The sequence below is a fragment of the Rheinheimera sp. MM224 genome (genome assembly GCF_947090785.1).
Lineage (GTDB): Bacteria > Pseudomonadota > Gammaproteobacteria > Enterobacterales > Alteromonadaceae > Pararheinheimera.
Genome location: NZ_OX352320.1, coordinates 325,086 through 350,810 on the forward strand (window position 1 = coordinate 325,086; position 25,725 = coordinate 350,810).

The following is a 25,725-nucleotide window of genomic DNA, read 5'->3' on the forward strand; positions in this document are numbered from 1 at the left end:
GACTATAGCAAGCAGATTCAGTCAGGGAACATTATTTGTAGTATTTATAAAGGCGGCTGTACAACTGAACCCTGAATAAAAGGCGCAACTTTCAACCAGACGTCTTTGGGAGGCAAGCGAGTTTTACTGCCCACCACACAAAACAGCCCGGGGTTAGCCAAATCAAAGCTGCCCGCTATATTCCAGGATTCATAAGGATGTGAATCATGGATCAGTAACAAAGCCGGAGTTTGAGCTGCGCCCGCAATAACATGGAACTGCTCCAGCAAACCCAGTTTCATCGCGCACAGGTAATAAAGCGAATATTCAGTCCATTTCAGTTTTAAGAAACGACCTATCCACCAATTTTTTGGATTCGCCGGATCATGCAGTGAACACAAAGCATCCACCCAGTTTTCAGCTGCTTTGTTGGGCGATAATTCCTGCATCAGCTTTTGGCTTAAGGTTCTGGACATCAGCGCCGGAGTCACTGTCATGCCTAATTCTTTTGGACCTACATCCGGACTCATATTCAGAATGCGGGCAGAGGATTTCCACCATTTAGGGTGCTGTGCTCTTTGTTCGTATTGCAGTAAAGCTTTGCCATCGATAATAAGTTTGCTTTCATCCAAAGGTTTCAGGCAAATAACATCGGCATCAAGGGTCAGATAAAACTCATTTTCGACTAAATTGGCGATGGCAATTTTCAATAACTGTTGTTTGCGCCAGCCCCGCATCTTTGGATACTTTTTAAATTGTGGTAATAAATCATCTTCGGCCATCACTTTAATGTTCAATGATTGCCAGCAAGCGTATTCCTGTTGCACCAGCTCGACTTCAGCGGCCGGAACCAGCACAAAAATCTCGGAGATGGTTCCTTCGGCAACAAAGGTTTGCAATGAGGTAAATAAGATATGAGCCCGCTTTAAATCGTTGACGTCGTAGCTACCACTTGCTTTTAATGGCAGAACTGCACTAATCGCCATGCTAAACTCCTGTTATATAATCAGGTTTTTACTAAACCCATTGGAAAAATGCTGATCACAGTATGGCAACTTGCAGAAAACTGATATTCAGGCTGAAAATCAGAATCACAACTGATGTAACTGTCGTTAGTTCGCGTTACGCAGGGGTGCTAAAAGCCACTGAACAGTACATTAAGTTTGTGTAATATACGGGATCCGATTTTATACGTAACCCCGAATGGGTATCAAACAAAAATGTTGCGCTATTGTGATTTTTTGCTGTATTTAGCCCAGTTTGGATAGATAAAACGCAGAAAAGTTTCTGTGAGCTACCGTAGTATCTGTAGTTACACTGTATTTATCAGCAGATAAAACAAGCGGTCACCCTATTAGACAAGGATTAATAATGATTTTACCTGTGATTATGGCGGGCGGTTCTGGTAGCAGATTATGGCCCTTGTCCCGCGATTTGATGCCAAAACAGTTTTTAAAGCTCGATGGTGACCTGACCATGTTACAAGCTACTGTGATGAGGTTGCAGGGGTTGAATGCTGAAGCTGCGCTGGTGATTTGTAACGAAGACCACCGATTTGTCGCTGCCGAACAGCTAAGGCAAATAAAACAGTTAAATCATAATATTATATTGGAACCCGCAGGCCGAAATACAGCGCCAGCTATTGCGCTCGCTGCCTTAACTGCGATTAAAAAAGGTCAGGACCCGTTGTTGCTGGTGCTGGCTGCGGATCATGTAATTGCTGATGTTGATGCTTTTCAGCAGGCCGTTGTTGCGGCAACTGAATTTGCCAATGCGGATCAATTAGTCACTTTTGGTATTGTGCCTACGGCTGCTGAAACTGGCTACGGCTATATCAAAAGGGGATCGTGCAAAAAGTTAAATGGTACTGAAGCTTATCAGGTGGCGCAGTTTGTTGAAAAACCAAAGCTGGAATCCGCTTTGGAGTACTTAAGCAGCGGCGATTATTACTGGAATAGCGGCATGTTTTTGTTTAAAGCCAGCCGCTATCTGACAGAGCTGAAACAACACAGACCCGATATTTATGCGGCTTGCGAGCAAGCCATGGCAGAAGTGGACCCTGATCTGGATTTTATCCGTGTCAATCAGCAGGCCTTTTTAGCTTGTCCGTCTGAGTCTATTGACTACGCTGTGATGGAAAAAACCGCTGCTGCTGTAGTAGTGCCGTTAGACGCAAACTGGAGCGATGTCGGCAGCTGGTCTTCCCTGTGGGATATTTCTGAAAAAAACAGTCAGGGTAATGTACATAAAGGCGATGTGCTGAGTTGTGACAGCAGTGACAACTATGTGTTTGCTGAAACAGGTTTAGTAGCCACTGTGGGGCTGCAGAATATCGTCGTGGTGCAAACCAAAGATGCAGTACTGGTGGCGGCCAAAGACAGAGTACAGGACGTAAAATCCATAGTGCAGCAACTGAAAGATTTGGGTCGCAGCGAGCATAAAATTCACCGTGAAGTGTACAGACCCTGGGGTAAATATGACTCCATTGATCAGGGCCAACGTTATCAGGTCAAGCATATTACCGTCCATCCTGGCCAAAAACTGTCGGTACAAATGCATCACCACAGAGCAGAACACTGGATAGTGGTCGCTGGTACGGCTTTAGTCAGCATAGATGGCGTGGATACCATGCTGTCAGAAAACCAGTCTGTGTATATTCCACTCGGAGCTGTACATGCACTGGAGAATCCGGGGAAAATCCCGCTGGAGCTGATTGAAGTGCAATCCGGTACTTATTTAGGGGAAGACGACATAGTCCGGTTTTCAGACCGATATGGCAGGGTAGAAGCTAAATAGTTCAGGCAACAGAGGCAATTCAGGTCAGAGCATTCCCTGACCTGAATAAATAGCCTTAAATTTGACTTAATAAACGCGTTAAAGTGGCCAGATCCTGTTCGTTTGCTGCAGTTAAAGGCTTGCGGGGCTGGCCCACTTCAAAACCTTTTAATGCTAAACCAGCTTTGACTGTTTTAGGCAGTCCACCGGACACAATAAAGCTTAACAGCGGCAACTGGCGATAAAAGTTGTCTTTAGCAGCCTGAAGATCACCTGCCTGAACCTGACTAAACAACTCTTTTGGCAACATACCCAATAAATTAGGCGCTGCGGTACACCAACCGCTGGCTCCGGCACATAACGCCTCTAAAGCCAATGGATTGCTGCCATTGTAAAAAGGCAGTTCGCCAGAGGAAAGCTGGTAGATTTTGTGCATCCGCTGAATATCACCTGTGCTTTCTTTCACCATAGTGATTTGAGGTATGCCTCTGAACATTTTTACAATCAGCTCAGGTGACATATCCACGCCACTGGTGGCCGGATTGTTATAAATCATCACCGGTAAAGAGACTTCAGCGGCAATAGCCTTGTAGTAGCCAAAAATCTCATCATCTGTCAGTTTCCAGTAGGAAACCGGGATCACCATAATGGCATCGGCACCAATTTCTGCGGCAAAGCGGGCTTTGTTTATCGCCTGCTCTGTTGTCAGCTCAGAAATACCTATGATCACAGGAACACGCTTCGCGACAACCTGCACTGAGTGCTGTGCCACCTTCTGCCACTCGGCAAAACTCAGATAAGCACTTTCGCCTGTACTGCCTAACGGAGCTATGGCATCGCAACCGTTTTGTAGCAATAACTCGATACTTTGCGCCAATTTATTCAGATCCGGCTGGCTGCCGTCTGCAGTAAAAGGGGTGATGGGGTAAGCAATAATGCCGGTTAATTTCATCTTAAACTCCTCAGATGGATTCAGGGTAGGATTTCAGTGCCTTTCTGACGTAATAGGCAAAATTGACTTTGCTGCGACGATCCGTCGACAACCAGTCATGAGCTTCCTGTGCCAAAGCTGCAGGCAACGGCTGCACCTGACCAGCGGCCATGGCCAGCAGTTGTAAACGGGCGGCGCGTTCAATCATCAGTGCAAGGTTGCAGGCTTCTTCAATGGTTTTCCCGACGACCAACTGACCGTGATGGGCCAGCAAAATGGCTCTTTTGTTGCCCAGCGCATTGGAAATAATGATGCCTTCTTCATTCCCTACAGGAACGCCAGGCCACTCACCTAAAAAGGCGCAGTCATCAAATAAACTGCAGGTATCCATTTGTGCCACCATCAGCGGAACTCTGAGCATAGAAAGTGCCGCTACATGAGTGGGGTGAGTGTGAATAATGCAATTCACTTCAGGGTGTTGCTGATAAATCCAGGTATGGAATCTATTGGCAGGATTTGGCATTGCCTGTTGGTCGACAGGTTCCAGATCCTGATTGACTTCTATCAGGTTGTCCGCGGTAATTTCATCAAAACCCAGGCCAAATCGCTGGGTGATAAAGGTATTGCCAGCTGCAGTGCGGGCTGTGATTTGCCCCGCCAAACCTGCATCATGGCCGTGGTCATATAAAATTCTGCAGGTTAAAGCGAGTTTTTGCCTGTCGTTAAACTGGCTTTGATTTAGTAACTGATCCATTTGCTGTTGTGCAGTGGACATCAACTGCTGTTTATCTAACTGTGCTGTTTTCATCATGGTCTGCCTCCGGGTCTGGGCTTCGATTCACTGCCGCCAAGATTAAATAGATTCTGGACCAGTAAGAACATCCAGTTTTATAATCAGTGATGGTCCAGATTGGTGGTCCTGATGAGAGTGGAGAGTGAGGATGTTACGCCCCTGGCAAACGCAGTTATGGCTGGAGCACAGCTCTGGTGACACTATTCACGCCCGGCTGGTGAATAAGCTGATTGAAGACATCTTAACGGGCCGACTGGAAGCCGGAGCTTTGTTACCAGGTTCCCGCTCTTTAGCCACAGTGTTGGGGCTGAACCGCAAAACAGTGCAAATAGCCTATGACGAATTGATTGCGCAGGGCTGGCTGGTTACCCAGGCAAAACGCGGAACTTTTGTGTCAGATCGCCTACCCGAGCAGCGTATGTCTGAGCAATACCAGCAATTGCTTGCGGGGGCAGTCAAATCAGACTTCGACCATACGGAGCTTGCGCCCCTTCAAGGCAAAGAAAGGCAATCCGGCAATGACGGTATTCCGGATGCGCGTCTTATTCCTTATGAGCTATTGGCGCGGGCGTACCGAAGGGCACTCATTGCTGCCAGCCGAAAGCAGTATCTGGGTTATGGCGACCCGCAGGGCACTATCGAATTACGTCATGCCTTACAACGCATGCTGATACAGGAACGTTATCTGCACCTGAGCTCAGCGCAGATTTGCACTGTGCGTGGCAGTCAGATGGCTATTTATCTGGCTTCCAGGGTGCTTAAACCGTCCGATGGTGTGATGGTGTTTGAAGAGCTGACTTATGCACCGGCATTGGCCGCTTTTGAGGAGGCAGGATTTACCATACTGCGCTGCAAAACGGATCAACAGGGGCTGGATGTCAAACATTTACAACAACTGATCGCAGGCCGGAAAGTAGCGGCTATTTACACTACGCCTCATCATCATTATCCAACCACTGTCACTATGGTGATGGAGCGGCGTTTGCTGTTGCTGCAACTGTCGGCCCAGCATGATTTTTATATAGTGGAAGACGATTATGATCACGAGTTTCACTTTGACAGCAGACCTATACCGCCACTTGCCAGCTTGCCGGGGGCAGAGCGGGTGTTGCATATAGGTTCTTTATCCAAGGTTTTTGCGCCAGGTTTGCGGATCGGTTATCTGGTCGCCAACGCTGCATTTATCGAAAAAGCAGTGCAACATATTTTAATGATCGACCGTCAGGGTAATACCTTAACTGAGTTGGCTTTAGCTGAATTACTCGAGTCGGGGGAAGTGAAACGTCATATTCGCAAATGCAAAAAGCTCTACAAAATCCGCAGGGATCACTGTGTAAGTGAGCTTAAACGCCTGTTTGGTGACAGAGTACGTTTTCATGTTCCACCAGGTGGGTTGGCATTCTGGCTGGAGTTTGGTACCCAGCAGCAGTCTAATCTGGCAGAGTTAGCGACAGAGCCGCACTTTTTTGTTGATAAACAAAGCTGTTCTGTCCGGTTTGGTTTTGGGGCCTTCACAGAGCAGGAAACTACAGCAGCGCTGACCAGGCTGCTGTCTCTTGTGAGTTGACCCCAGTGGTTTTATCTCATGGTGACGAATTCCTCAGAGGAAGTCGGATGTATAGCCACACAGTTATCAAAGTCGGCTTTGGTGGCGCCCATTTTGATGGCCACACCAAAACCCTGTAGCATTTCGTCTGCGCCAAAACCTATTACATGCAAACCTACTACTTTTTCAGTAGGGCCAGCGCACACCAGTTTCATCCGGGTCAGCTGACGATGCTGGGTTAAAGCCGTGTACATAGCAGCAAATTCGCTGCGATAGACTTTAACTTCGCCATCACCAAATTGCTGACGGGCTTCGTCTTCGGTTAAACCTATAGTGCCAATAGGAGGGTGCGAAAACACTACAGTTGGCACAGTGCTGTAATCCAGTTTGCTGTCTGGTTTGTTATTAAATAACCGCTCTGACAAACGTCGTCCGGCTGCCACTGCGACCGGCGTTAAAGCTAAGCGACCGGTGTTATCACCTACCGCATAAATGCCTGGCACATTGGTATTCTGATACTCGTCTGTAGGAATAAAACCTTCGGCATCTAGCTTCACGCCAGCTTTTTCCAGCTGCAGCTTGTCATTGGCTGGCTCGCGGCCTATAGCCCAAATCAGACAATCCACAGTGAGGCTGCTGCCGGTAGATAACTGCACAGTTAAAGAGCCGTCGGCGTTTTTACTGACAGAGCTCACTTCGGTATGGGTGTGTAGTTTCGGGCCATCTTTGGCCATCAGTTCGACTAAGGTGTCGGATAAAATAGGGTCGAAGCTGCGCAGTGGTTTGTCTTTACGCACCAATAAATGGGTGTCACTGCCAAGAGCCTGCATCACGCCGGCGATTTCTACAGCTATATATCCAGCACCTACCACAACAACCCGTTTGGGCTGACTTTGTAAGGCAAAAAAGCCATCGCTGTCTATACCAAGTTCTGCTCCCGGTAAATCAGGGCGCACAGGACGACCACCAGTGGCTATCGTAATATGGTCAGCGCTATACAGCTTACCATCCACTTCCACAGTGTTTTTATCGACAAAGCGGGCAAAACCACGAATTAAAGTGATGCGGTTTTTCTCCAGCACTCTGTCGTAAGATCCATGAATACGGGAGATATAAGCTTCGCGGCTTTCTACTAATTTGGCCCAATTTAACGCAGGCATTTCAACATCTAAACCATAATCCGGTGCGTACTTAAATGCATCGGCAATTTGACCGGCAAACCACATGGCTTTTTTCGGCACACAACCTACGTTGACACAGGTGCCACCTAAAAATTTAGCTTCGATAATGGCGCATTTCTGGCCATGACTGGCAGCTCTGTTGGCGCTGGCAATACCGCCGCTGCCGCCACCTATGGCGATATAGTCAAAATGTTCAGTCATGTTGCTCAGCCTTGCTGTTGTTTTATTGAGTTTTAATATGAGGCTATTGTGGTCGAACTCAAGGCGTTTTACAAAAACCGAGCATAAATCTGCCCCAGGGCTGCTGTAAATTGCTTGAGAATGCTATAAAAGCCCCAATACTGCTGTTATACCCAGCGTTAAATCAAACGCCACTTTTTTAAAGGCCAGACAGAGATAAACCATGACCCAAGCCTTACCTGTATTTAGTCAAATAGAGCCAAGCCAAATCAAAGCTCGTGTAGAGCAGTTAATTGAACTTTGTACCGCTGATATTGAAGCTGTGGTGAAAGAGCCGAACCCAAGCTGGCAGTCGTTGATTGTAGCGCTGGAAGAAAACAGCGATGAGCTCGGTAAGTTCTGGTCGCCTGTGTCGCATTTAAATTCAGTGAAAAACAGCCCTGAACTACGTGAAGCTTATGAAAGCTGCCTGCCGTTATTATCTGATTTCAGCACTTATGTCGGCCAGCACGAAGGTTTGTATCAGGCTTATTTAAAGCTGTCGCAAAGTGCTGAATACGCCAGCTTAACTACAGCGCAGCAAAAAGTAATTCAAAACGCTTTGCGCGATTTTAAATTGTCCGGTATTGGTTTGTCGGACGAGAAAAAGCAGCGCTACGGTGAAATTCAAAGCCGTTCATCCGACTTAGCCTCGAGTTTTTCTAACAATACTTTGGATGCCACTCAAGCCTGGTTTAAACATATTGAAGATGAAAGCCTGCTGTCTGGTTTACCTGAAGATGCCAAATTAGCAGCGGCAGAAGCGGCGGCGCAAAAAGAATTATCTGGCTGGGTCTTTACGCTGGAATTCCCAAGCTACATCGCCATTTTAACTTATGCCGATAACCGCGATTTACGCGCTGAGTTGTATCAAGCCTATTGCACCCGAGCCTCTGATCAAGGCCCAACGGCGGGTCAGTTTGATAACAGCGCCATTATTGAAGAAACCTTAGCGCTGCGTCACGAGCTGGCTCAACTGCTGGATTTTGATAACGCTGCAGAAGAATCATTGGCAACCAAAATGGCCGAAAGCCCGGCTCAGGTGCTGGAGTTTTTAGCTGATTTAGCCCGTCGTGCCAAGCCACAGGCGTTGCAGGATCTGGCTGAACTCAAAGCTTTTGTCAAAGCTGAATTTGGTGTGGAGGAATTAAACTCCTGGGATGTGACTTATTACTCAGAAAAGTTAAAACAGGCGAAATACTCCATTTCTGACGAAGCTTTGCGGCCTTATTTCCCTGAAAGCAAAGTAGTGCCGGGTTTATTCAGCGTGTTGGGTAAATTGTTTGGCATCAGCGTACAAAAACGTGAAGGCGTAGATGTCTGGCATCCGGATGTGAGCTTTTACGATATTTTCGACGCCAAAGGTGAGCTGCGTGGCAGTTTTTATCTGGATTTATACGCTCGTGCGAAAAAGCGCGGTGGTGCCTGGATGGACGATTGCCAGGGCCGACGCTGGAAAGCCGATGGTAGTCTGCAACACCCTGTGGCCTATTTAACCTGTAACTTTAATAAACCTGTAGGCGGCAAACCTGCGTTATTTACTCATGATGAAGTAGTCACTTTGTTCCATGAATTTGGCCATGGTTTACACCATATGCTGACGCAAGTGGATGCTTCCGCTGTGGCTGGCATTAGTGGTGTGGCATGGGATGCAGTGGAATTACCGAGTCAGTTTTTAGAAAACTGGTGCTGGCAGCCAGAAGCGTTGGCGTTAATTTCAGGTCATTACCAGACAGGTGAAGCTTTACCACAAGATATGCTGGATAAAATGCTGGCAGCGAAAAACTTCCAGTCGGCGTTGTTTTTAGTGCGTCAGCTGGAATTTGCCTTGTTTGACTTCCGTTTACATGCCGAATACGACCCGGCTTTGGGTGGTCGTGTGCAGCAAATTCTGGATGACGTACGCCAGCAAGTCTCTGTCATAGTGCCACCTCGTTTTAACCGCTTCCAGCATGGGTTTAGTCATATCTTCGCTGGGGGTTATGGCGCCGGTTATTACAGTTACTTATGGGCTGAAGTATTGTCGGCCGATGCCTTTGGCCGCTTTGAAGAAGAAGGTATTTTTAATGCTGTTGTGGGCCAGGATTTCCTGCACTGCATTTTAGAAAAAGGTGGCAGTGCAGAACCTATGGAGCTGTTTAAAGCCTTCCGGGGTCGTGAGCCATCCAATGCCGCCTTATTACGTCATATGGGCATAGCTGCTTAATTTTTCTTTTGCAGTTGTTGTTTTAGGTAAAAAGGCTAAAGTTACTCTGTCTTTAATGAGCGCAGAGTAACTTTATGAATATCAGACAGTTTTTAAGAGATGTGACAGCAAATCCCTGGGTCAATATGCTGGTGGCCACAGCTATGTTGGTCGCTGCTGGCAATGAAATCTGGCAGAGTATTCAAAGCTTTGAATTGGGTGCTCATCATGGTGTATTTTTGTACGCTTTATTGCAATGCCTGAAAACTTTGCCTGATTTGATGGAGCCACTGAACAAGTTGAAAGGGGTTGATGCAGAGTAATTTGCTGGAGCAACAGACTGATGATGAACAACAATAGGTTAATTCTGATCACAGCTTTACTTTTTGGCACTGCTTCGGCTTGTGCTGAGCCTGTCACTGTGGTGCAGCAGAAATCAGCGCTTGTTGCTCCTGCTGCTGGACCAACAACTGCGGTACAGTGGCGGCAATTATTGCAGCAGGAAAAAGCTAAAATTATCAAGCTGGTGGGTGAGGCGAAAGCTGAAACCGCAAAACAATGTCGGTTACTGGCGTTGGGGCAAAAAGCCTGTGGAGGACCAGAATCTTATCTGGCTTATTCCATCAGTGAAACGGATGAAAAGCTGTTGAAACAGCACGCATTTATGTACAAACAACTTCAGCAGCAGATGCAAGCACAAAGCGGTCTTCTCTCCAACTGCGCTGTAGTACCAGAGGCCAGGCTAGAGTGGTCAGGCGGACGCTGCAGACTCAGCGGCGCTAACAGTTTTTAACAGGGCAACAGATTTTATGCTTTATCCGGAAAAGTTTTCCATCATTTATCAACGCGCTGCCGAACGTAAAGGTGGCAAAGCGGCATTAGAGTCATTGTTAAATAAACCTCGCACTGCAGCGCAGTTACAGCAGCTGACCGATGCTGAGTGTTTAAGTGAATTAAGCAAAAAAATCTTCCAGTCTGGTTTTGTCTGGTCTGTGGTGGAGAAGAAGTGGCCGGGTTTTGAAGATATTTTTTTTGGTTTTGAACCGGAAAAAATGCTGTTGATGAGTGATGAAATGCTGGCCGCCAAAGCAACAGACCCTCGTATTATCCGCAACGCTACTAAAGTATTTGCGATACGCGATAACGCCTTGATGATCCAGCAAGTAGCTGACAAATATGGCAGTTTTGGCGCCTTCTTAGCCCAGTGGTCTGGTGAAGATATCATTGGCTTGTGGGGTTATCTGAAAAAACACGGCAGTAGGTTAGGCGGTAACACAGGTGCTTATGCTTTACGTGTGCTGGGTAAAGATACCTTTATTATCAGTCAGGATTTAGAGGCTTATCTGCGTAACTTTGGTGTAGTCGAAGGTGGCTTAACCAGTCAGAAAAACCAGAAAGCCATTCAGCAACAATTTAACCTGTGGCAACAGGAATCTGGTTTAAGTCTGCAGGAAATAAGCAAAGTAGTGGCCTTTAGTTGTGGTGACAACTACGTGGGGCTTCGGACTTAGGCTTAGCGGTCAGAGCCAAGGCTCTGACCCTTTAATAACTTGTTACAACTTCACGTCACCTGTAACTCATTGATTAGTTACTACTCAACAAGCTCCATGTTAGTTTAATGTATTCATTACCATAACAAGGAGATCCCTATGCTGGAAATTAAAGGCCTGACCAAAACTTACGACAATGGCGTCAAAGCGTTGAATAACGTCAATTTATCCATCAGCAAAGGTATGTTTGGCCTATTAGGTCCTAATGGTGCCGGTAAATCTTCGTTAATGCGCACTATCGCCACCTTGCAACAGCCTGACAGCGGCAGCATTGTGTTTAATGGCATTGATGTATTAAAAGACCCACAGGCGCTTCGCAAAACTCTGGGTTATCTGCCACAGGATTTCAGTGTTTATCCACGTATCAGTGCTTTTGATTTATTGGATCATCTGGCTGTGCTTAAAGGTTTTACACAGAAAAAAGAGCGCAAAGAACTGGTCGAAGGTTTATTGGCCCATACCAACTTATTTCAGCATAAAGACAAAGCCGTTAGTGGTTTCTCCGGCGGTATGCGCCAGCGTTTTGGTATAGCTCAGGCTCTGTTGGGTAACCCGGATTTATTGATTGTCGACGAACCTACTGCAGGTTTGGATCCGGAAGAGCGCAACAGATTTCATAACTTGCTGGTTAGTCTGGGTGAAGAAAAAGTCATTATATTATCCACTCACATAGTCGATGACGTGGCAGAGCTGTGCCCTGCGATGGCGGTATTGGCGGGGGGACAGATTTTATTACAGGGTAATCCACTGGATTTGATTCAGCAGGTTGGTGGTCAAATCTGGACTAAAACTGTGTCACAACAAGAAGCGGCTGAACTGGAGAAAGTCTTGCCTGTGATCTCCAAACGCCTGTTTGCTGGCCGCACTGTGTTGAATGTGTTTGCAGATCAAGCACCTGAAGGTTTTGTAGCAACAGCAGCCGGACTGGAAGATGTGTACTTCTCCTGTTTATCCAATCATCGCTCAGCACAAGCTGCGGCTTAGGAGTGGTTATGTTTGGTTTAATGACCCGCTTTGAGCTGCGCTATTATCTGCGTCAGCCGTCTTTTTATGTCGTTAGTTTGTTACTGTTTTTAATCAGCTTTTTATCTGTTGCCTCTGACAATGTCACAATTGGCGGTGGTGGAGAGGTGTTTAAAAATGGCCCTTATGCCATAGGTCAAACTCTGATCACCTTAAGCTTATTTGCGATGTTTCTGGTGGTGAACTTTGTCGGCAGCAGTGCAGTACGTAATCAGCAGCATCAGATGGAAGAGCTGATTTACAGCAAGCCGTTATCAGCTTTTGCTTACCAGTTTGGCCGCTTTTTTGGCAGTTATCTGGTGGTGTTATTGGTCTATATCGCTGTACCTTTGGGTATGTTGTTGGCGAGTTTTATGCCATGGGTTGATGCCAGCCGTTTTGGTCCCACCGACCTCTGGGTTTATGTCTATAACTATCTGGTGTTGTCTGTTCCGAGCTTCTTTATCATTTCCGCATTGTTTTATGCTATCGCTGCACGTTTCCGCTCCATGATGGCTTTGTATCTGATTGCTGTGGTGCTGCTGGTACTTTATATAGTCTCAGGTTCTGTAGCGCGTTTACCTGAATACCGGGTTTGGGCGGCCTTGTTAGATCCTTTTGGTTTACGCACCTTTTTTGACGTCACCCGCTACTGGACTATTCAGGAAAAAAACACTCTGCTGATTGGTTTTGAAGGCGTGTTATTGCAAAACCGCTTGTTATGGCTAGGTGTTGCTATCGTCTTACTGGCGTTTTCCGGTTTATTTAAATTGCCTTCGCTGGACCGAAAAGACAGCAAAAAATCCAAAAAAACTGAACTGCAACAGCCAGAACTGTCGCTGGACACTTTGCAGAAAAAAGCATCTTCCACTGCGCTTTCGCCTGCTTTTTGGCTTAGGTTGAAGTTTGAAGTAAAACAAGTTTTATTGACTGCACCTTTTATTATTTTGGGGTTAATTACAGTCGCTCAACTGATAGGCCCGCTTTTTGCGGACTTTGGCTGGTACGGCACTTCGAACTGGCCTCTGACTCAGACTATGGTAGGGCATATCATTGGCTCAGTCAGTTTGCTGATGATTATTGTCATTGTGTATTACAGCGCTGAAGTGGTGTGGCGTGAACGCAATTCAGGCATGGGCGATATTATCGATACCATGCCAGTACCAAACTTAACCTTCTGGACTACTAAGTTACTGGCCATGGCGCTGGTGATGGCTACTTTGATTGTGCTTGGTATCTTAACCACGATGGGTTACCAGTTGATCAAGGGGATTGAAGACTTTGAGCTGGTGCAATACATGATCCGCTTAGGCTTTTTCTTCCTGCTGCCTTTTATGATGAGTGCTGTATTGGCGTTTTTCCTGCAGGTGTTAAGCCCGAATAAATTTGTTGGTATGGGGCTATTTGTCGGTTACTTCTTAAGTACTTTAGTGATGGCGTCCTGGGGTTTAGGCCATAGCTTATATAACTTCAGTAATTCACCTTCTATAGGTTTTTCTGATTTAAATCAGTACGCTAACAGCTTAAGCACTCACTCGGTGTATATGTTGTATTGGGGCGCAATCAGCACAGTATTATTTGTGCTGGGGTATGGTTTGTACCACAGAGGTCCGCTGCAAAGTCTGAAAGTACGCTGGAGTAAACTGGGTTATCACTTAGGTAAAACCGGCAAAGCCGTAATTGCTGTGTCTGCTTTAGTGGCTGTAGGAACTGGTGCTTTTATTTACCAGCAGACCATAGTGCTGAATAACTACATAACCACTGAAGAAACCACAGATTTACAGGCTGAGTATGAGAAAGAATATATTCAGTACGCCGCCATGCCTTTGTTAGTGACCACTGCAGTGAAGGCTCAGATTGACCTGTTCCCTTCACAGCAGAAAGTTGTGGCCCGTATGCAGATCCAGTGGCAAAACAAATCGCAGTTGCCTGTTGAAAAACTACTGGTGAACTGGCCTGAGAATACCCAGCAAATGTTAGTGACTATTGATGGTGCAAGCCTGGGTGAGCGGGACGCTAAATTCCGTACTTCATGGTTAACCTTTAGCACTCCGGTAGCACCGGGTGGCACTATATCAGGTGTGATAGAACTGACCCGTGAATCCAAAGGGCTGCGTGAAACAGGTTTTGACTCGTCAGTGGTTGAAAACGGTACCTTTATCAATAACTGGGAGTTGTTGCCAAGTTTTGGTTATCAGGAGCGTTATGAGCTGCAGGACAGACACGAGCGCATAAAACGTGATTTAGAACCAAATGAGCGCGCCAATAAGCTGGAAGACTCTAAGTTTTATACGCAGAACTTCTTTGGCCCTGATGGCGACTTTATTCAGTTTGAAGCCACTATATCCACTGAAGCCGATCAGGTGGCGTTAACGCCTGGTTATCTGCAAAAACAATGGCAACAGGATGGCCGTAATTACTTCAGCTACAAAATGGATCAGCCTATGGTGAATTTCTATTCCATCAGTTCAGGCCGTTATGAAGTGAAAAAAGCTGAACACAATGGTGTGGCTATTGAAGTCTATTACCATAAAGGCCATCCATGGAACGTCGAGCGTATGGTGGAATCGGTGAAAGACTCCATTGACTACTTCACCGCTGCATTTGGTCCTTACCAGCATAAACAGCTGCGTATTATCGAGTTCCCTGGCTATCGCAGTTTTGCCCAGAGTTTCGCTAATACAGTGCCTTATTCTGAACAAATCGGTTTTATTACCGACCTGCGTGATCCGGAAAATATTGATCCTGTGTATTACGTCACAGCTCACGAAGTAGCACACCAATGGTGGGGTCATCAGGTGGGCGCAGCTAATGTGCAGGGCAGTGCGGTGATTTCAGAAAGTTTGTCACAGTATTCAGCTTTGATGGTGATGGAGAAAAAATACGGCGCTGACAAAATCCGTAAATTCCTGAAGTATGAGTTAGACCGATACCTGCAAGGTCGTTCTAGCGAACGATTAGGCGAACAGCCTTTACTGCGCTCAGAAGGCCAGGGTTACATCCATTACCAAAAAGGTTCTGTGGTGATGATGGCGATTAAAGACCGTTTAGGTGAAGATCGCTTAAATGCCAATTTAAAAGCCTTTAACGAACGCTATCGTTACCGTAATGACCCTTTCCCAACCACTTTGGATTTGGTCAGTTACTTAAGCCAGAACACAGCAGCGGAAGAAAAGGCCTTTATTGACGATTTATTTAACAACATCACTTTGTACGATTTGCGGGTGAAGGACGCCAAAGTCACTGAACTGGCCGATGGTAAGTTTCAGCTGAATGTGATTCTGCATGCCGACAAGTTAGTGGCTGATGAAAAAGGCACTGAAACCACCCAAGCTTTGGCTGAGCAAATCGACATAGGTGTATTTAGTGTCGACCCGGACCAAACCAGTGGTGAAAGTGGCGTGATTTATCTGAAGAAGCATCAGTTGGTGACAGGTGAAAACAGCATTGAGCTGGTGCTGGATAAGAAGCCACTTTATGTTGGTGTGGATCCTTTTGTCCGCCTGATAGACCGCGACGGCGCAGATAACATCCGCAAGTTGTAAAATAGAGCAGATCTTTAATTCGGGTCAGAGTAAAATTAAATTCTGAATTTAATTGAAACTGACCCGAATTAAGAGCTTATGCCAGGCACCTGTTTTTTTGCATCTCCTGATTTCCCGCCCGATCTTGCAGTTAGCCTGCAACAGAACTATGGCTTATCGGCCACAGAATCTCCTGAAGGCTGGTATTTATGCTGGACAGGGGAGGCTTTGGTGTTACGCAACACAGAGTTAAATAAACAAGGCGATATACTGGTCGACTTCGCCAGCGGCGCCGCCACTTACAGACGTAAATTTGGTGGTGGTAAAAGTGAAGCCATAGCCAAAGCTGTGGGTTTAACTAAAAAGCCGGGTTTAACAGTAGTGGACGCAACTGCAGGTTTAGGTCGGGATGCCTTAGTGCTGGCAAGCCTTGGTGCCAAAGTGACCTTAGTGGAGCGCCAGCCAGCAGTCGCTGCTTTGTTGGCTGATGGTTTACGTCGGGCCACACTTGATCCAGAATTAGCTCATTGGCTGCCTGAACGTATGCAACTGGTGTTTGCACCATCGCAGCAGGCGTTAACTCAATTGCCTTCACCGGACGTAGTCTATTTAGATCCAATGTTTCCGGCTCGTGAGAAGTCGGCTTTGGTGAAAAAAGAAATGCAGGCTTTTCATCAGGTGGTAGGCACGGATGAGGATGCCGATGCGTTGTTTCCGCTGGCCTGGCAACTGGCCAGCAAAAGAGTGGTAGTGAAACGGCCTGGTTATGCAGAGTTTTTAGCGGGACAAAAACCCAGTATGCAAATCGAAGGCAAAAACAACAGATTTGATGTTTATGTCAAAGCAGCTCTCTAATAACTGAATTAGCTGGATTAAAAGGGATAAATTTATGATCAAAATTGGCGATACCTTACCCGAAGTAACCTTTGCACGTTTAACTGACAATGGTCCTGTCAACCTGACCACGGCTGAAGTATTTAAAGGCGAAAAAGTGGTGTTATTTGCAGTGCCAGGCGCTTTTACTCCAACCTGCAGCGCGGCCCATTTACCAGGTTTTATTGAACTGGCCCAACAGTTTTTTGATAAAGGCGTCGATCGTATTATTTGCACATCGGTTAATGATGCTTATGTGATGGACGCCTGGGGAAAAGCCCATAACGCCACTGATATCGTATTTTTAGCAGATGGTGCTGGCAAGTTTGCCAAAGCTATTGGCCTGGATGCAGATACCGGTGATTTTGGTGGTGTGCGTTCCAAACGCTACGCTATGGTGGTCGATGATTGTGTAGTAACAGCGCTGAATGTCGAAGAACCTAAACAGTTTGAAGTCAGTAAAGCTGAAGTGATGTTAGAGCTGGTTTAAGCCAGCTCTAATGCAGCTTTAATCGACGGCCAGACTTCATCGGCGCTGGCTTGGTCTTCAGCTGTTAATGTCTGGCCTGATAACACCAACACTTTACGGGCTACACCTGCAGCTTTTGCTGCCTGCATATCGGCTTTTTTATCACCCAACATCAGGCTTTGGTTTGGGTCAATCTGATACTTGTTTATGGCCTGCAATAACATACCAGGGGCCGGTTTACGGCAATCGCAGTCGATTTGATAAGGCGGATTGGCAGTAACCGGATGATGTGGGCAAAAAAATACATCGGTCAGAGTAACGCCGTGCGACTCAAACTGAGCTTTCATCCAGTCAGTTAATACATGAAATTGCTGCTCGTTATAATAACCGCGGCCTATACCGGATTGGTTAGTGACCACTATCAGTAAATAACCCTGTTGCTGCAAATGACGACAAGCGTCAAAGACACCGTCGATAAACTCGAATTGGTGGGGGCTGCTGACATAACCGTGATCGACGTTAATCACACCATCTCTGTCCAGAAACGCGGCTTTTTGCATCTTTTTCATAGTTGCTGTTCTGCCACTACTTTATCGAACATAGCGGTTACAGCCTCTACAGCAATTTTTTGCATAATATCGCTGCCTTTGACGCGGGTGCCCCATTTTAATTCAGCAGCCGTTTTGCCTTGTTGCGCCAATAAAGATTGGTGATAGACCTCGACCACATACTGACGGAATAAATAAGGGCCTGTGCGATCCGGATTACTGTGGCCATACAAACCAATAACCGGAGTGCCAACAGCTATCGCCATATGAGTGGGGCCTGTATCTGGCGCTAAGACTAGACTTGCGTGTTTTAACAACGCCAGCAGCTGTTTTAAATTGGTTTTGCCGGTCAGGTCTGTGATGGGATGCTGTGCCGATGCCAAAATAGCCTGGCTTAAATTCCGTTCCAGCTCTGTCGGGCCACCACATAAGATCACTGCAAAGCCCTTGGTATGGGCATAATCGGCCAAAGCCGCATAACGCTCCGGTAACCAGTTGCGTTCAGCTTTAGAAGCGGCTGGGCTGATGATAAGAACACGAGTATTGCCAATAGCTGCAAGTTGTTCTTTAGCCCATAACTCATCGGCTTCAGGAATAGGCAGTTGCCAGGAAGGCGTCTGACCCAGTTCTTGCTCTGATACACCAATAGCTTTGGCAAACTGGCGAAACCCATCCAGCACATGGCTGCGTGGTGCAGGCTCGATACGGTGACGCATAAAAAGCGCATGTAACTCTTTGGCGGTATGCCAGTCGAAACCAATCTTTTTGCGGGCCTTGATACAAAGTGAAGCGACATTAGCGCGAAAGGCCACCTGCATATGCAGCAGCACATCAAAATAGTCGTTTTTTAGATCCTGATTTAGCTGGCTATAGGCGGCTTTACCCAGCTTTTTATCAAAAACCACAAAACGTACACCAGGCAAACCTTCCAGCAAACGGGCTTCGATTTTGCCGATGATCCAGGTGATTTGCGCTTGTGGATGCTGACGCTGAATAGATTGCACCACAGACACTGCGTTGCAGACATCACCAATAGCGGATAAACGCAGAATACAAATGGACTTTAACTGTGGCACTGACAAATTAGTTATTTCCCTGCAAGTCCTGAATTTTCCGTATTACTTTGCTGGTGGAGCGGCCATCAACAAAAGTCAGCACCTGCACTTCACCACCATGGGCTATCACTACGTCAGCACCCACTATGGTTGCAATGCTGTAGTCGCCGCCTTTGACTAATACGTCAGGCAATATGGTGCTGATTAATTTTAACGGCGTATCGTTTTCGGCTGTGTCATCGCCAAAAGGCACCACCCAGTCCACACTGGCCAAACTTGCCAGCACTGTGGCACGGTCTTCCAAAGTATTGATAGGGCGCTGTTCGCCTTTTAAGCGGCGCACTGAAGCATCTGAATTCAGGCCCACTACTAAACGGTCACCCAAAGCTTTGGCCTGAGCTAAATAACGCACATGACCTGCATGTAAAATATCAAAGCAGCCATTGGTAAAAACAATACGCTCACCGTTTTGACGGGCAAACTGAATATGCTGCAGTACTTTGTCAAAAGGCGTCTGGTAAAAATCGCCCTGACGGAATAAATCTTTATTCAGCTTAGCGGCCAACTCTTCAGGAGAAACTGTCGCAGCTCCTACTTTGCCTACCACTATGCCAGCCGCTAAGTTAGCCAGCTGAGTGGCATCATGCAGTGACATTCCAGCACTTAACATCACAGCTAAAGTGGCGATTACTGTATCACCAGCACCAGTCACATCACTGACTTCCAACACCTGAGCCGGGAAGTGGAAATGTTCAGTGGCGGTAATAAGGCTCATGCCTTGTTCGCTGCGGGTTAATAAAATCGAAGCTAAACCGGCTTTTTGCATCAGCTCACGGGCTGAACTGAGCATTTCTTCCACTGAAGCTGTTTTGCCGCCTGCGGTTTTAAATTCACCTAAATTCGGCGTAATCACATCAGCACCGGCATACACCGACAAATCGGCTTGTTTTGGGTCGACCAATACAGTTTTGCCAGCCGCTTTGGCCAGTTTGATCATTTTGGAAATCTGCTGCAACGAGCCTTTGTTGTAATCACTGAACAGGATCACATCGTAGTTCTGGTACACAGCAGCAAAACGTTCTGCCAACAGTTCGGCATCTTCGCTGCTGAACATTTCTTCCTGATCCAGCCGCACTATTTGTTGCTGACGTGACACCACCCGCATTTTTGCGATAGTAGGTTTATGATCCTGGCTAAACAGCTCGGAATGAATTTGCTCGCCCGCCAGCAACTGCTGCAACGACTCACCCGCGCTGTCGTTACCAATAATACCTAATAAGCCTACTTTACCGTCCAGATGGGCGATATTACGTGCCACGTTGGCAGCGCCACCGGCTTTGTCTTCTATTTTGCTGATTTTCACCACAGGCACAGGGGCTTCAGGCGATATACGCTGCGAGTCGCCATTAAAATAGCGGTCCAGCATTACATCACCCACCACCAGTACAGAAGCAGAAGACAAATTTTGCAGCAGGCTCAGGTTAATCATTAGTTGTTACCTACGATGGCCAGATCAAGGGCTTCACAGAGCCAGTGGCCAATAAACATATGCACTTCCTGAATACGGGCTGTTTCGTCGTTTTTCACGATAATAGGCAGTTTGGCGATGTCTTTAACTAAACCACCATCGCGACCAGTCAGGGCTACTGTGAAAGCGCCTAATTCATTGGCGGCTTTTAAAGCTAAATTGATATTTGGGCTTTTACCTGAAGTCGTCAGGCCAATCACCACGTCTTGTGGCCGCACTAAACCTAACACCTGACGCTCAAACACGCTGTCAAAATGGTAGTCGTTGGCGTGTGCTGTAAGAATAGAAGTGTCTGTTGTTAAGGCGATAGATGCCAGCGGGCCACGTTCTGCTTTGTAACGCACCATAAACTCAGCTGCTAAATGCTGGCTGTCGGCCGCGCTGCCGCCATTACCCATCCATACTACTTTGCCACCTTGTTTTAGGCAGTTTTGCACTGCGTCCAACAGCTGCATCGCTTGCTCATGATAGGCTTCCACTGTGGCAAAGGCGTCACGGTGACGTTTTAAACTATCTAAAAAGCTTTGTTTCAAACTGGATTTTACATCTGACATAAGAGGCTCGGTTTAGCTCAGTGAATAAGGCATTTTAACGGATCTTAGTTATTGCAAAAGAACTTTTTATCCAGGCGCTCTGTCTTCAGGGCTATTGCGGGAAAAAAAGCTCTGTCTTTAGAAGGCGTTCAGGTAAAATCGTTGCATAGAAGCAGAATAAAGTGGAAGAAAAACATGGGACAGTTTGCAGGATACCCAATCTGGTTAATTAATCTGGATTCCAACCCTGAGCGTTATGAGTCCGCCAAAAAGCAGCTGCATAAGCTGGGTTTGGATGCTGAACGCTTCAGTGCTATTTATGGCAAAAACCTAAGCCAGGCTGAAGTTGCCGCTTGTTATGATCCGGCATTAAACCAGAAGAAATTCCGCCGTCCTTTGTCGCCAGGCGAAATTGGTTGTTATTTAAGTCACCGCACTTTGTGGCAGCGCATGGTCGATGAAAACATCGCCATGGCCTTTATTCTGGAAGACGATATAGATGTAGAGCCTGAATTTCTGACTGTGCTGGAAAAAATCACCCAATTAAAACACTGGGATATGATTAAGTTAGCCGATGACAGAGCAGGCACAGGTGAGCAGAAAAAAGAGCTGGGAGATGGTTATAGCCTGGTGAATTTTGCCAAAGTGCCCAACTGCACCACAGCTTATGCGTTAACGCTGGACGGTGCAAAAAAGCTGTTGAGCCGGCCTAAGTTTTTCCGCCCTGTTGATGTGGATCTGCAGTTTTACCCTGAGCTAAACCTGACTGTGTATTCGATGTTGCCTTACCGTTTGTGGTCGGCCAGCCGTTTTGAAAGCGAAATCGACAAAATGAGTGGCGGCACCCGCAAAGGCGGTACTTCGTTCTGGCGTAACCTGAAATACCGTTTTCAGCTGAAATCTATCCGCAGTCATCATCTGTCGGGCGATCTGTCACAGGTACAGTTTACTCCAACCAAACAGGAAGAGGTTTAAGCATGCGTAGCCGTAAAATTTCCTGTTTTGTCATCTCCTGCAATGAAGAAGACCGCATTGAAGCTTGTTTACAGTCGCTCTCTGGCTGGGTCGATCAACTGATAGTGGTCGATTCTGGCAGTAAAGACAGAACAGTAGAAATCGCAGAAAAGTACGCCGACAAAGTCTATCAAACCGACTGGCCTGGTTTTGGCCCACAACGTAACCGTGCTTTAGCCTGGTGTGAACATGACTGGGTATTGAGCATAGATGCCGACGAAGTGCTGACGCCTGAACTGAAAGTGGAAATTGATCAGGTATTGGCTGAGCCTGATTTAGACGCCAACTTTATCAAAATGCCATGGCACACCTACTTTTTTGGCAAGTTGCTCAAACATGGTCGTTATTCCACACCGCAAGGTAAATTGTTTTTAAAAACAGGGGCTAGCTTTAAAGACCGTCAGGTGCACGAAACCCTGTTATTGCCTTATGAAAAAGTGCGGGTATTAAAATCGGCCATTATTCACCACAGCTGGCGCAGTTATCAGCATTGTCAGGAAAAGCATGTGAAATATGCCTGTTTAGGGGCTGAAGATAAATTTGCCCGTGGTAAAAAGGCTAGTTTAGGTTTTGCCATTTTGCGGTTTTTCACCGACTTTATTCAGCAGTATGTGCTGCGTTTGGGTTTCCTCGACGGTTGGCGTGGTTTACTAATGGCTATAGTGCTGGGCCAGTATGCTTTTCATAAATACGCCGCTTTGGCCACTATGGTGGCTGATGCAAAAGCCAAAGCAAAAAGCTAAATGCACACCAGCTTTTTCCTGTTAAGACTGTTGTACAGCGCCCTGATTCTGGCACTGACTCCGCTGTTAGCGCTGTATTTGCTGCTACGCTCGCGCAAAGACCCGGCTTATCGCCAGCGTTTTGCTGAACGTTTTGCGTTGAAGCTGCCAGCAGCGTCAGCCAAAGACGGCATAGTGCTGCATACAGTTTCAGTGGGAGAGTTTAACGCGGCCAAACCTTTGATTAAACAGCTGTTGTTGCAGTATCCGCATTTACCTCTCACCATTACCTGCACCACACCTACGGCTTCTGCTGCTATTCAGAAATTGCAGGCTGAACAGCAGGAACTGGGCAGAACTCTTGCGCATTGTTACCTGCCTTTTGATTACCCAGTGCTGATGAGGCGTTGGCTAAAGTACATGCAGCCGCAGTTGTTGCTGATTTTAGAAACTGAGCTTTGGCCTAATCTGGTAGCGAATTGCAAAGCACTTTCTATTCCGACTTTGGTGGTGAATGCCCGTTTATCGGCACGTTCAGCCAAAGGTTATCGGCGTTTTAGCGCTTTAACTCAGCCTATGCTTCGTAACATCAGTCAAATTCTGACTCAGGATAAAGCCAGTGCCCGCCGTTTTGGGGCCTTGGGCGCAAAACATGTGCAAGTAGCGGGTAACTTAAAATTTGAACTGGATGTGCCAAAAACTAGCACCCAATTGGCGCATAGCTTAAAACCTCTGCTGCAAGGCCGGATACTTTGGGTTGTTGGCAGCACTCATGCCGGTGAAGATGAGCTGCTGATCCAGGCTTATCAGCAGTTAAAGCCTCTATTCCCAGAGCTTCTGCTGGTGCTGGTGCCACGGCATCCGGAGCGTTTTGATCCTGTCGCTCAGCTGTTACAACAACAGCAGCTGAAGTATGTGCGTCGCAGCCTGAATGGTTTACCAGATGCCAGTACTGAAGTGTGGCTTGGCGATTCAATGGGCGAGTTATTAAGCTGGTATCAACTGGCCGATTTTGTTTTTATCGGCGGCAGCCTGATTGAACGCGGTGGCCATAATCCGCTGGAAGCTATGGCGTTTGGCAAAGCCGTGTTATCCGGCCCTTATGTGTTTAATTTTCAGCTGGTGTTTCAGTTACTGCAACAACAGCAAGCTTATTTTCAGGTAACTACAGTAGAGGATCTGGTCAACACTGTGACTCAGCTTATGCAGCAACCAGAACTGGCGATTCAGACCGGTGAAAAGGGTTTAAAACTCTATCAGCAGCAACAAGGTGCTGTGGCGCGCATCATGGTTCAGGTGAGTAATTTATTGCCCATGGCTGAAGTTAAAAAGTTAAATGCAGACAATGCTTTAGCCTGGTTTGACACGCACTTTTCTCCGAACTTTGAGATGACGTATTTCCAGAGCGAATTCTGGCAACAACAGGGCTTAGTCACAGGCCAGTCCAAAGGCCGCAATACGGTGTGGTTTATCCGCCAGCCAAACGGCAAAGAGGCGGTACTGCGGCATTATTACCGTGGTGGTTTGGTGGGGAAACTGAACAAAGATAAGTTCTGGCCAGAGCCTGCAGCACAAAGCCGGGCTATGGCGGAATTCAGTTTACTTTGGCAAATGCGCTTATGGGGTTTAGCTGTGCCACGGCCTTGCGCCGCTTTGTATCAAAAGCATAGCTTTGGCTATAGCGCTGATATTCTGATTGAACGTATCCCTGGCACCACAGACTTGGCTCATCTGCTGCAACAACGGCCTTTAACTACTACCGAATGGCAACAGCTAGGTGCATTAATAGCCTCTTTTCATCAGCATCAGGTGTATCACTCCGACTTAAACTGCCACAATATTTTGCTTGATCAGCAAGGTCAGTTTTGGCTAATCGATTTTGATAAATGCGCTATTCGCACAGCAGCAGACTTTCCGGATCAAAGCTGGAAAACACAGAATTTACAGCGTTTATTACGCTCGCTAAACAAAGAAAAACAGCAGTTGCCAGTCTTTCATTGGCAGCACGACCAATTCGCCGCGCTTGAGCTGGGTTATCAGCAAGCGGCAAGCCAAACCATACAGAGTACAAACTAATGCAGCAGTGGGACGTGATCATCATAGGGGCAGGCGCAGCAGGTTTATTCAGCGCTATTGAAGCGGCCAAAAGAGGCCGTAAAACCCTGGTGCTGGATAACGGCAAACGTATAGGCCGCAAAATTCTGATGTCTGGTGGTGGCCGCTGTAACTTCACCAATATCTACGCCAGCCCGGCGAATTTTTTATCGCAAAACCCACATTTTTGTAAGTCGGCGTTAAGCCGTTATACCCAATGGGATTTTATCGCTTTGGTGCAGCAATACGGCATTGCCTATCACGAAAAAACGCTGGGCCAGCTGTTTTGTGACGACAGCGCCAAAGATATTGTCGATATGCTGCAACAAGAATGCGATAAGGCTGGCGTGTCCATCGCGCTGCAGCAGGATATTCAAAACGTCAGTTTTGCCGATGGTGTTTATACAGTCACTACGCCACAACTTGCCCGCAGCTGTCAGAGTTTAGTGGTGGCTTCTGGCGGTTTAAGCCTGCCGAATTTAGGCGCTACAGCTTATGGTTTTCAGTTGGCTGAGCAGTTTGGCTTAAATGTCTTGCCGGTGCGTGCTGCTTTAGTGCCACTGACCTGGCAACCAGCCGATAAAGCGGTATTTGAAGAAATCAGCGGTGTGTCTTTGCCTGTCACGGCCGAAGCCAATGATGTGGTGTTTCCGGAAGATATGCTGTTTACCCACAGGGGCTTAAGTGGCCCTGCTATTTTGCAAATCTCTAGCTTCTGGCAACCGGGCGACGAGCTGATTATTAACTTATCGCCACAGCAGGATTTAAACGAGTTTCTGCTGGAGCAACAGCAAAAACACCCTGAGCAGGAACTCAAAACTATCCTTTCACGTTTGCTGCCTAAACGTTTGGTCGAAAAACTGCTGGAGCTGAATGTATTTCAAAATCAGGCCATTAAAGCGCTGCACGCCAAATCGATCCAGCGTTTAGCCGACAGCCTGACGCATTATGTATTTAAACCCAACGGCACCGAAGGCTACCGCACCGCCGAAGTGACTTTAGGTGGTGTCGACACCAACGAACTATCCTCCAAAACCATGGAAGCGAAAAAACAACCAGGCCTGTATTTTGTCGGCGAAGTAGTAGACGTCACAGGCTGGTTAGGAGGCTACAACTTCCAGTGGGCTTGGGCTTCTGGTTGGGTGGCAGGGCAGTATTGTTAGTTGTTTTGCTATAGTAGACAGAGAGCACTAATAGACAGGAA

22 protein-coding genes are annotated in these 25,725 nt (G+C 46.9%); 14 read left to right on the forward strand and 8 right to left on the reverse strand.

The genetic code is table 11. The features are described 5' to 3' along the window. Nucleotides 1-44: 44 nt before the first annotated feature. On the reverse strand, nucleotides 45-965 hold the full coding sequence (locus tag OM978_RS01595) for a DUF6492 family protein (RefSeq protein ID WP_264344963.1): 921 nt from the start codon (nucleotides 963-965) through the stop codon (nucleotides 45-47). Nucleotides 966-1,350: 385 nt separating this feature from the next. Between OM978_RS01595 and OM978_RS01600 the strand changes: the two genes are divergently transcribed. After that, nucleotides 1,351-2,775, forward strand: coding sequence for a mannose-1-phosphate guanylyltransferase/mannose-6-phosphate isomerase (locus OM978_RS01600; RefSeq protein WP_264344965.1), 1,425 nt, complete (start codon nucleotides 1,351-1,353; stop codon nucleotides 2,773-2,775). A gap of 55 nt (nucleotides 2,776-2,830) precedes the next feature. Here the strand turns inward: OM978_RS01600 and OM978_RS01605 are convergent, their stop codons facing one another. Both OM978_RS01605 and OM978_RS01610 read right to left on the reverse strand, forming a co-directional pair. Then, nucleotides 2,831-3,706, reverse strand: coding sequence for a dihydrodipicolinate synthase family protein (locus OM978_RS01605; protein ID WP_264344967.1), 876 nt, complete (start codon nucleotides 3,704-3,706; stop codon nucleotides 2,831-2,833). Nucleotides 3,707-3,716: 10 nt separating this feature from the next. After that, complete coding sequence (locus OM978_RS01610; RefSeq protein ID WP_264344969.1) at nucleotides 3,717-4,496, reverse strand: aldolase; 780 nt, start codon at nucleotides 4,494-4,496, stop codon at nucleotides 3,717-3,719. Nucleotides 4,497-4,626: 130 nt separating this feature from the next. On the opposite strand from OM978_RS01610, the gene OM978_RS01615 reads away from it, so the two are divergent. Next, nucleotides 4,627-6,045, forward strand: a complete 1,419-nt coding sequence (locus OM978_RS01615; protein WP_264344971.1) for a PLP-dependent aminotransferase family protein — start codon at nucleotides 4,627-4,629, stop codon at nucleotides 6,043-6,045. Nucleotides 6,046-6,056: 11 nt separating this feature from the next. On the opposite strand, the gene gorA is transcribed toward OM978_RS01615, so the two are convergent. Beyond that, nucleotides 6,057-7,406 carry a glutathione-disulfide reductase gene (gorA, locus tag OM978_RS01620; protein ID WP_264344973.1) on the reverse strand — a complete coding sequence of 450 codons (1,350 nt, stop codon included), beginning with the start codon at nucleotides 7,404-7,406 and terminating at the stop codon, nucleotides 6,057-6,059. Between the two features lie 202 nt (nucleotides 7,407-7,608). Here gorA and prlC point away from each other — a divergent pair, with 202 nt between their 5' ends. The 8 genes from prlC to OM978_RS01660 all read left to right on the forward strand — a co-directional run bounded on the left by prlC (nucleotide 7,609) and on the right by OM978_RS01660 (nucleotide 17,048). Continuing rightward, nucleotides 7,609-9,630 (forward strand): oligopeptidase A, encoded by a 2,022-nt coding sequence (prlC, locus tag OM978_RS01625; protein WP_264344975.1) that lies wholly within the window; start codon nucleotides 7,609-7,611, stop codon nucleotides 9,628-9,630. Between the two features lie 74 nt (nucleotides 9,631-9,704). After that, nucleotides 9,705-9,932 (forward strand): hypothetical protein, encoded by a 228-nt coding sequence (locus OM978_RS01630; RefSeq protein ID WP_264344977.1) that lies wholly within the window; start codon nucleotides 9,705-9,707, stop codon nucleotides 9,930-9,932. A gap of 20 nt (nucleotides 9,933-9,952) precedes the next feature. Beyond that, on the forward strand, nucleotides 9,953-10,402 hold the full coding sequence (locus OM978_RS01635; RefSeq protein ID WP_264344979.1) for a hypothetical protein: 450 nt from the start codon (nucleotides 9,953-9,955) through the stop codon (nucleotides 10,400-10,402). A 16-nt stretch (nucleotides 10,403-10,418) separates the two neighbouring features. Beyond that, nucleotides 10,419-11,120 (forward strand): DNA-3-methyladenine glycosylase I, encoded by a 702-nt coding sequence (locus OM978_RS01640; protein WP_264344981.1) that lies wholly within the window; start codon nucleotides 10,419-10,421, stop codon nucleotides 11,118-11,120. A gap of 138 nt (nucleotides 11,121-11,258) precedes the next feature. Further along, nucleotides 11,259-12,143: an ABC transporter ATP-binding protein gene (locus OM978_RS01645; protein ID WP_233011081.1), complete on the forward strand. Its 885-nt coding sequence runs from the start codon at nucleotides 11,259-11,261 to the stop codon at nucleotides 12,141-12,143. Between the two features lie 8 nt (nucleotides 12,144-12,151). Then, a complete protein-coding gene (locus tag OM978_RS01650) occupies nucleotides 12,152-15,706 on the forward strand; it encodes an ABC transporter permease/M1 family aminopeptidase (protein WP_264344985.1) in 3,555 nt (1,184 codons plus the stop codon). A 78-nt stretch (nucleotides 15,707-15,784) separates the two neighbouring features. Beyond that, entirely contained in the window at nucleotides 15,785-16,540 is a 756-nt protein-coding gene (locus OM978_RS01655; protein WP_264344987.1) for a class I SAM-dependent methyltransferase, read from the forward strand. Nucleotides 16,541-16,574: 34 nt separating this feature from the next. Next, complete coding sequence (locus tag OM978_RS01660) at nucleotides 16,575-17,048, forward strand: peroxiredoxin (protein ID WP_264344989.1); 474 nt, start codon at nucleotides 16,575-16,577, stop codon at nucleotides 17,046-17,048. Here the strand turns inward: OM978_RS01660 and gmhB are convergent. Genes gmhB through OM978_RS01680 form a run of 4 tightly spaced genes read right to left on the reverse strand, consistent with a single transcriptional unit; the run spans nucleotide 17,045 to nucleotide 20,712 of the window. Continuing rightward, entirely contained in the window at nucleotides 17,045-17,596 is a 552-nt protein-coding gene (gmhB, locus tag OM978_RS01665; protein ID WP_264344991.1) for a D-glycero-beta-D-manno-heptose 1,7-bisphosphate 7-phosphatase, read from the reverse strand. The two genes, OM978_RS01660 and gmhB, sit on opposite strands and share 4 nt — an antisense overlap. After that, complete coding sequence (locus OM978_RS01670) at nucleotides 17,593-18,657, reverse strand: glycosyltransferase family 9 protein (RefSeq protein ID WP_264344993.1); 1,065 nt, start codon at nucleotides 18,655-18,657, stop codon at nucleotides 17,593-17,595. Before OM978_RS01670 ends, gmhB begins: the two co-directional genes overlap by 4 nt. Nucleotide 18,658: 1 nt before the next feature. Next, nucleotides 18,659-20,119, reverse strand: a complete 1,461-nt coding sequence (hldE, locus tag OM978_RS01675; RefSeq protein WP_264344995.1) for a bifunctional D-glycero-beta-D-manno-heptose-7-phosphate kinase/D-glycero-beta-D-manno-heptose 1-phosphate adenylyltransferase HldE — start codon at nucleotides 20,117-20,119, stop codon at nucleotides 18,659-18,661. Then, entirely contained in the window at nucleotides 20,119-20,712 is a 594-nt protein-coding gene (locus OM978_RS01680) for an SIS domain-containing protein (RefSeq protein ID WP_264344997.1), read from the reverse strand. The genes hldE and OM978_RS01680 overlap by 1 nt, the downstream gene beginning before the upstream one ends. A gap of 174 nt (nucleotides 20,713-20,886) precedes the next feature. On the opposite strand from OM978_RS01680, the gene OM978_RS01685 reads away from it, so the two are divergent. From OM978_RS01685 to OM978_RS01700, 4 genes are read left to right on the forward strand one after another with little or no spacing between them, the layout of a single operon-like run. Beyond that, nucleotides 20,887-21,666, forward strand: coding sequence for a glycosyltransferase family 25 protein (locus OM978_RS01685; RefSeq protein ID WP_264344999.1), 780 nt, complete (start codon nucleotides 20,887-20,889; stop codon nucleotides 21,664-21,666). Between the two features lie 2 nt (nucleotides 21,667-21,668). Next, nucleotides 21,669-22,448, forward strand: coding sequence for a glycosyltransferase family 2 protein (locus tag OM978_RS01690; protein ID WP_264345001.1), 780 nt, complete (start codon nucleotides 21,669-21,671; stop codon nucleotides 22,446-22,448). Further along, nucleotides 22,449-24,503 (forward strand): lipid IV(A) 3-deoxy-D-manno-octulosonic acid transferase, encoded by a 2,055-nt coding sequence (gene waaA / locus OM978_RS01695; protein ID WP_264345003.1) that lies wholly within the window; start codon nucleotides 22,449-22,451, stop codon nucleotides 24,501-24,503. Continuing rightward, complete coding sequence (locus OM978_RS01700; protein ID WP_264345005.1) at nucleotides 24,503-25,684, forward strand: NAD(P)/FAD-dependent oxidoreductase; 1,182 nt, start codon at nucleotides 24,503-24,505, stop codon at nucleotides 25,682-25,684. Before waaA ends, OM978_RS01700 begins: the two co-directional genes overlap by 1 nt. The last annotated feature ends 41 nt before the right edge of the window (nucleotides 25,685-25,725 follow it).

Bases quoted from the DNA above. Each gene is read 5' to 3' on its own strand.
- OM978_RS01595 (WP_264344963.1), bottom strand. From the start codon at position 965: ATGGCGATTAGTGCAGTTCTGCCATTAAAAGCAAGTGGTAGCTACGAC.
- OM978_RS01600 (WP_264344965.1), top strand. From the start codon at position 1,351: ATGATTTTACCTGTGATTATGGCGGGCGGTTCTGGTAGCAGATTATGG.
- OM978_RS01605 (WP_264344967.1), bottom strand. From the start codon at position 3,706: ATGAAATTAACCGGCATTATTGCTTACCCCATCACCCCTTTTACTGCA.
- OM978_RS01610 (WP_264344969.1), bottom strand. From the start codon at position 4,496: ATGATGAAAACAGCACAGTTAGATAAACAGCAGTTGATGTCCACTGCA.
- OM978_RS01615 (WP_264344971.1), top strand. From the start codon at position 4,627: ATGTTACGCCCCTGGCAAACGCAGTTATGGCTGGAGCACAGCTCTGGT.
- gorA (WP_264344973.1), bottom strand. From the start codon at position 7,406: ATGACTGAACATTTTGACTATATCGCCATAGGTGGCGGCAGCGGCGGT.
- prlC (WP_264344975.1), top strand. From the start codon at position 7,609: ATGACCCAAGCCTTACCTGTATTTAGTCAAATAGAGCCAAGCCAAATC.
- OM978_RS01630 (WP_264344977.1), top strand. From the start codon at position 9,705: ATGAATATCAGACAGTTTTTAAGAGATGTGACAGCAAATCCCTGGGTC.
- OM978_RS01635 (WP_264344979.1), top strand. From the start codon at position 9,953: ATGATGAACAACAATAGGTTAATTCTGATCACAGCTTTACTTTTTGGC.
- OM978_RS01640 (WP_264344981.1), top strand. From the start codon at position 10,419: ATGCTTTATCCGGAAAAGTTTTCCATCATTTATCAACGCGCTGCCGAA.
- OM978_RS01645 (WP_233011081.1), top strand. From the start codon at position 11,259: ATGCTGGAAATTAAAGGCCTGACCAAAACTTACGACAATGGCGTCAAA.
- OM978_RS01650 (WP_264344985.1), top strand. From the start codon at position 12,152: ATGTTTGGTTTAATGACCCGCTTTGAGCTGCGCTATTATCTGCGTCAG.
- OM978_RS01655 (WP_264344987.1), top strand. From the start codon at position 15,785: ATGCCAGGCACCTGTTTTTTTGCATCTCCTGATTTCCCGCCCGATCTT.
- OM978_RS01660 (WP_264344989.1), top strand. From the start codon at position 16,575: ATGATCAAAATTGGCGATACCTTACCCGAAGTAACCTTTGCACGTTTA.
- gmhB (WP_264344991.1), bottom strand. From the start codon at position 17,596: ATGAAAAAGATGCAAAAAGCCGCGTTTCTGGACAGAGATGGTGTGATT.
- hldE (WP_264344995.1), bottom strand. From the start codon at position 20,119: ATGATTAACCTGAGCCTGCTGCAAAATTTGTCTTCTGCTTCTGTACTG.
- OM978_RS01680 (WP_264344997.1), bottom strand. From the start codon at position 20,712: ATGTCAGATGTAAAATCCAGTTTGAAACAAAGCTTTTTAGATAGTTTA.
- OM978_RS01685 (WP_264344999.1), top strand. From the start codon at position 20,887: ATGGGACAGTTTGCAGGATACCCAATCTGGTTAATTAATCTGGATTCC.
- OM978_RS01690 (WP_264345001.1), top strand. From the start codon at position 21,669: ATGCGTAGCCGTAAAATTTCCTGTTTTGTCATCTCCTGCAATGAAGAA.
- waaA (WP_264345003.1), top strand. From the start codon at position 22,449: ATGCACACCAGCTTTTTCCTGTTAAGACTGTTGTACAGCGCCCTGATT.
- OM978_RS01700 (WP_264345005.1), top strand. From the start codon at position 24,503: ATGCAGCAGTGGGACGTGATCATCATAGGGGCAGGCGCAGCAGGTTTA.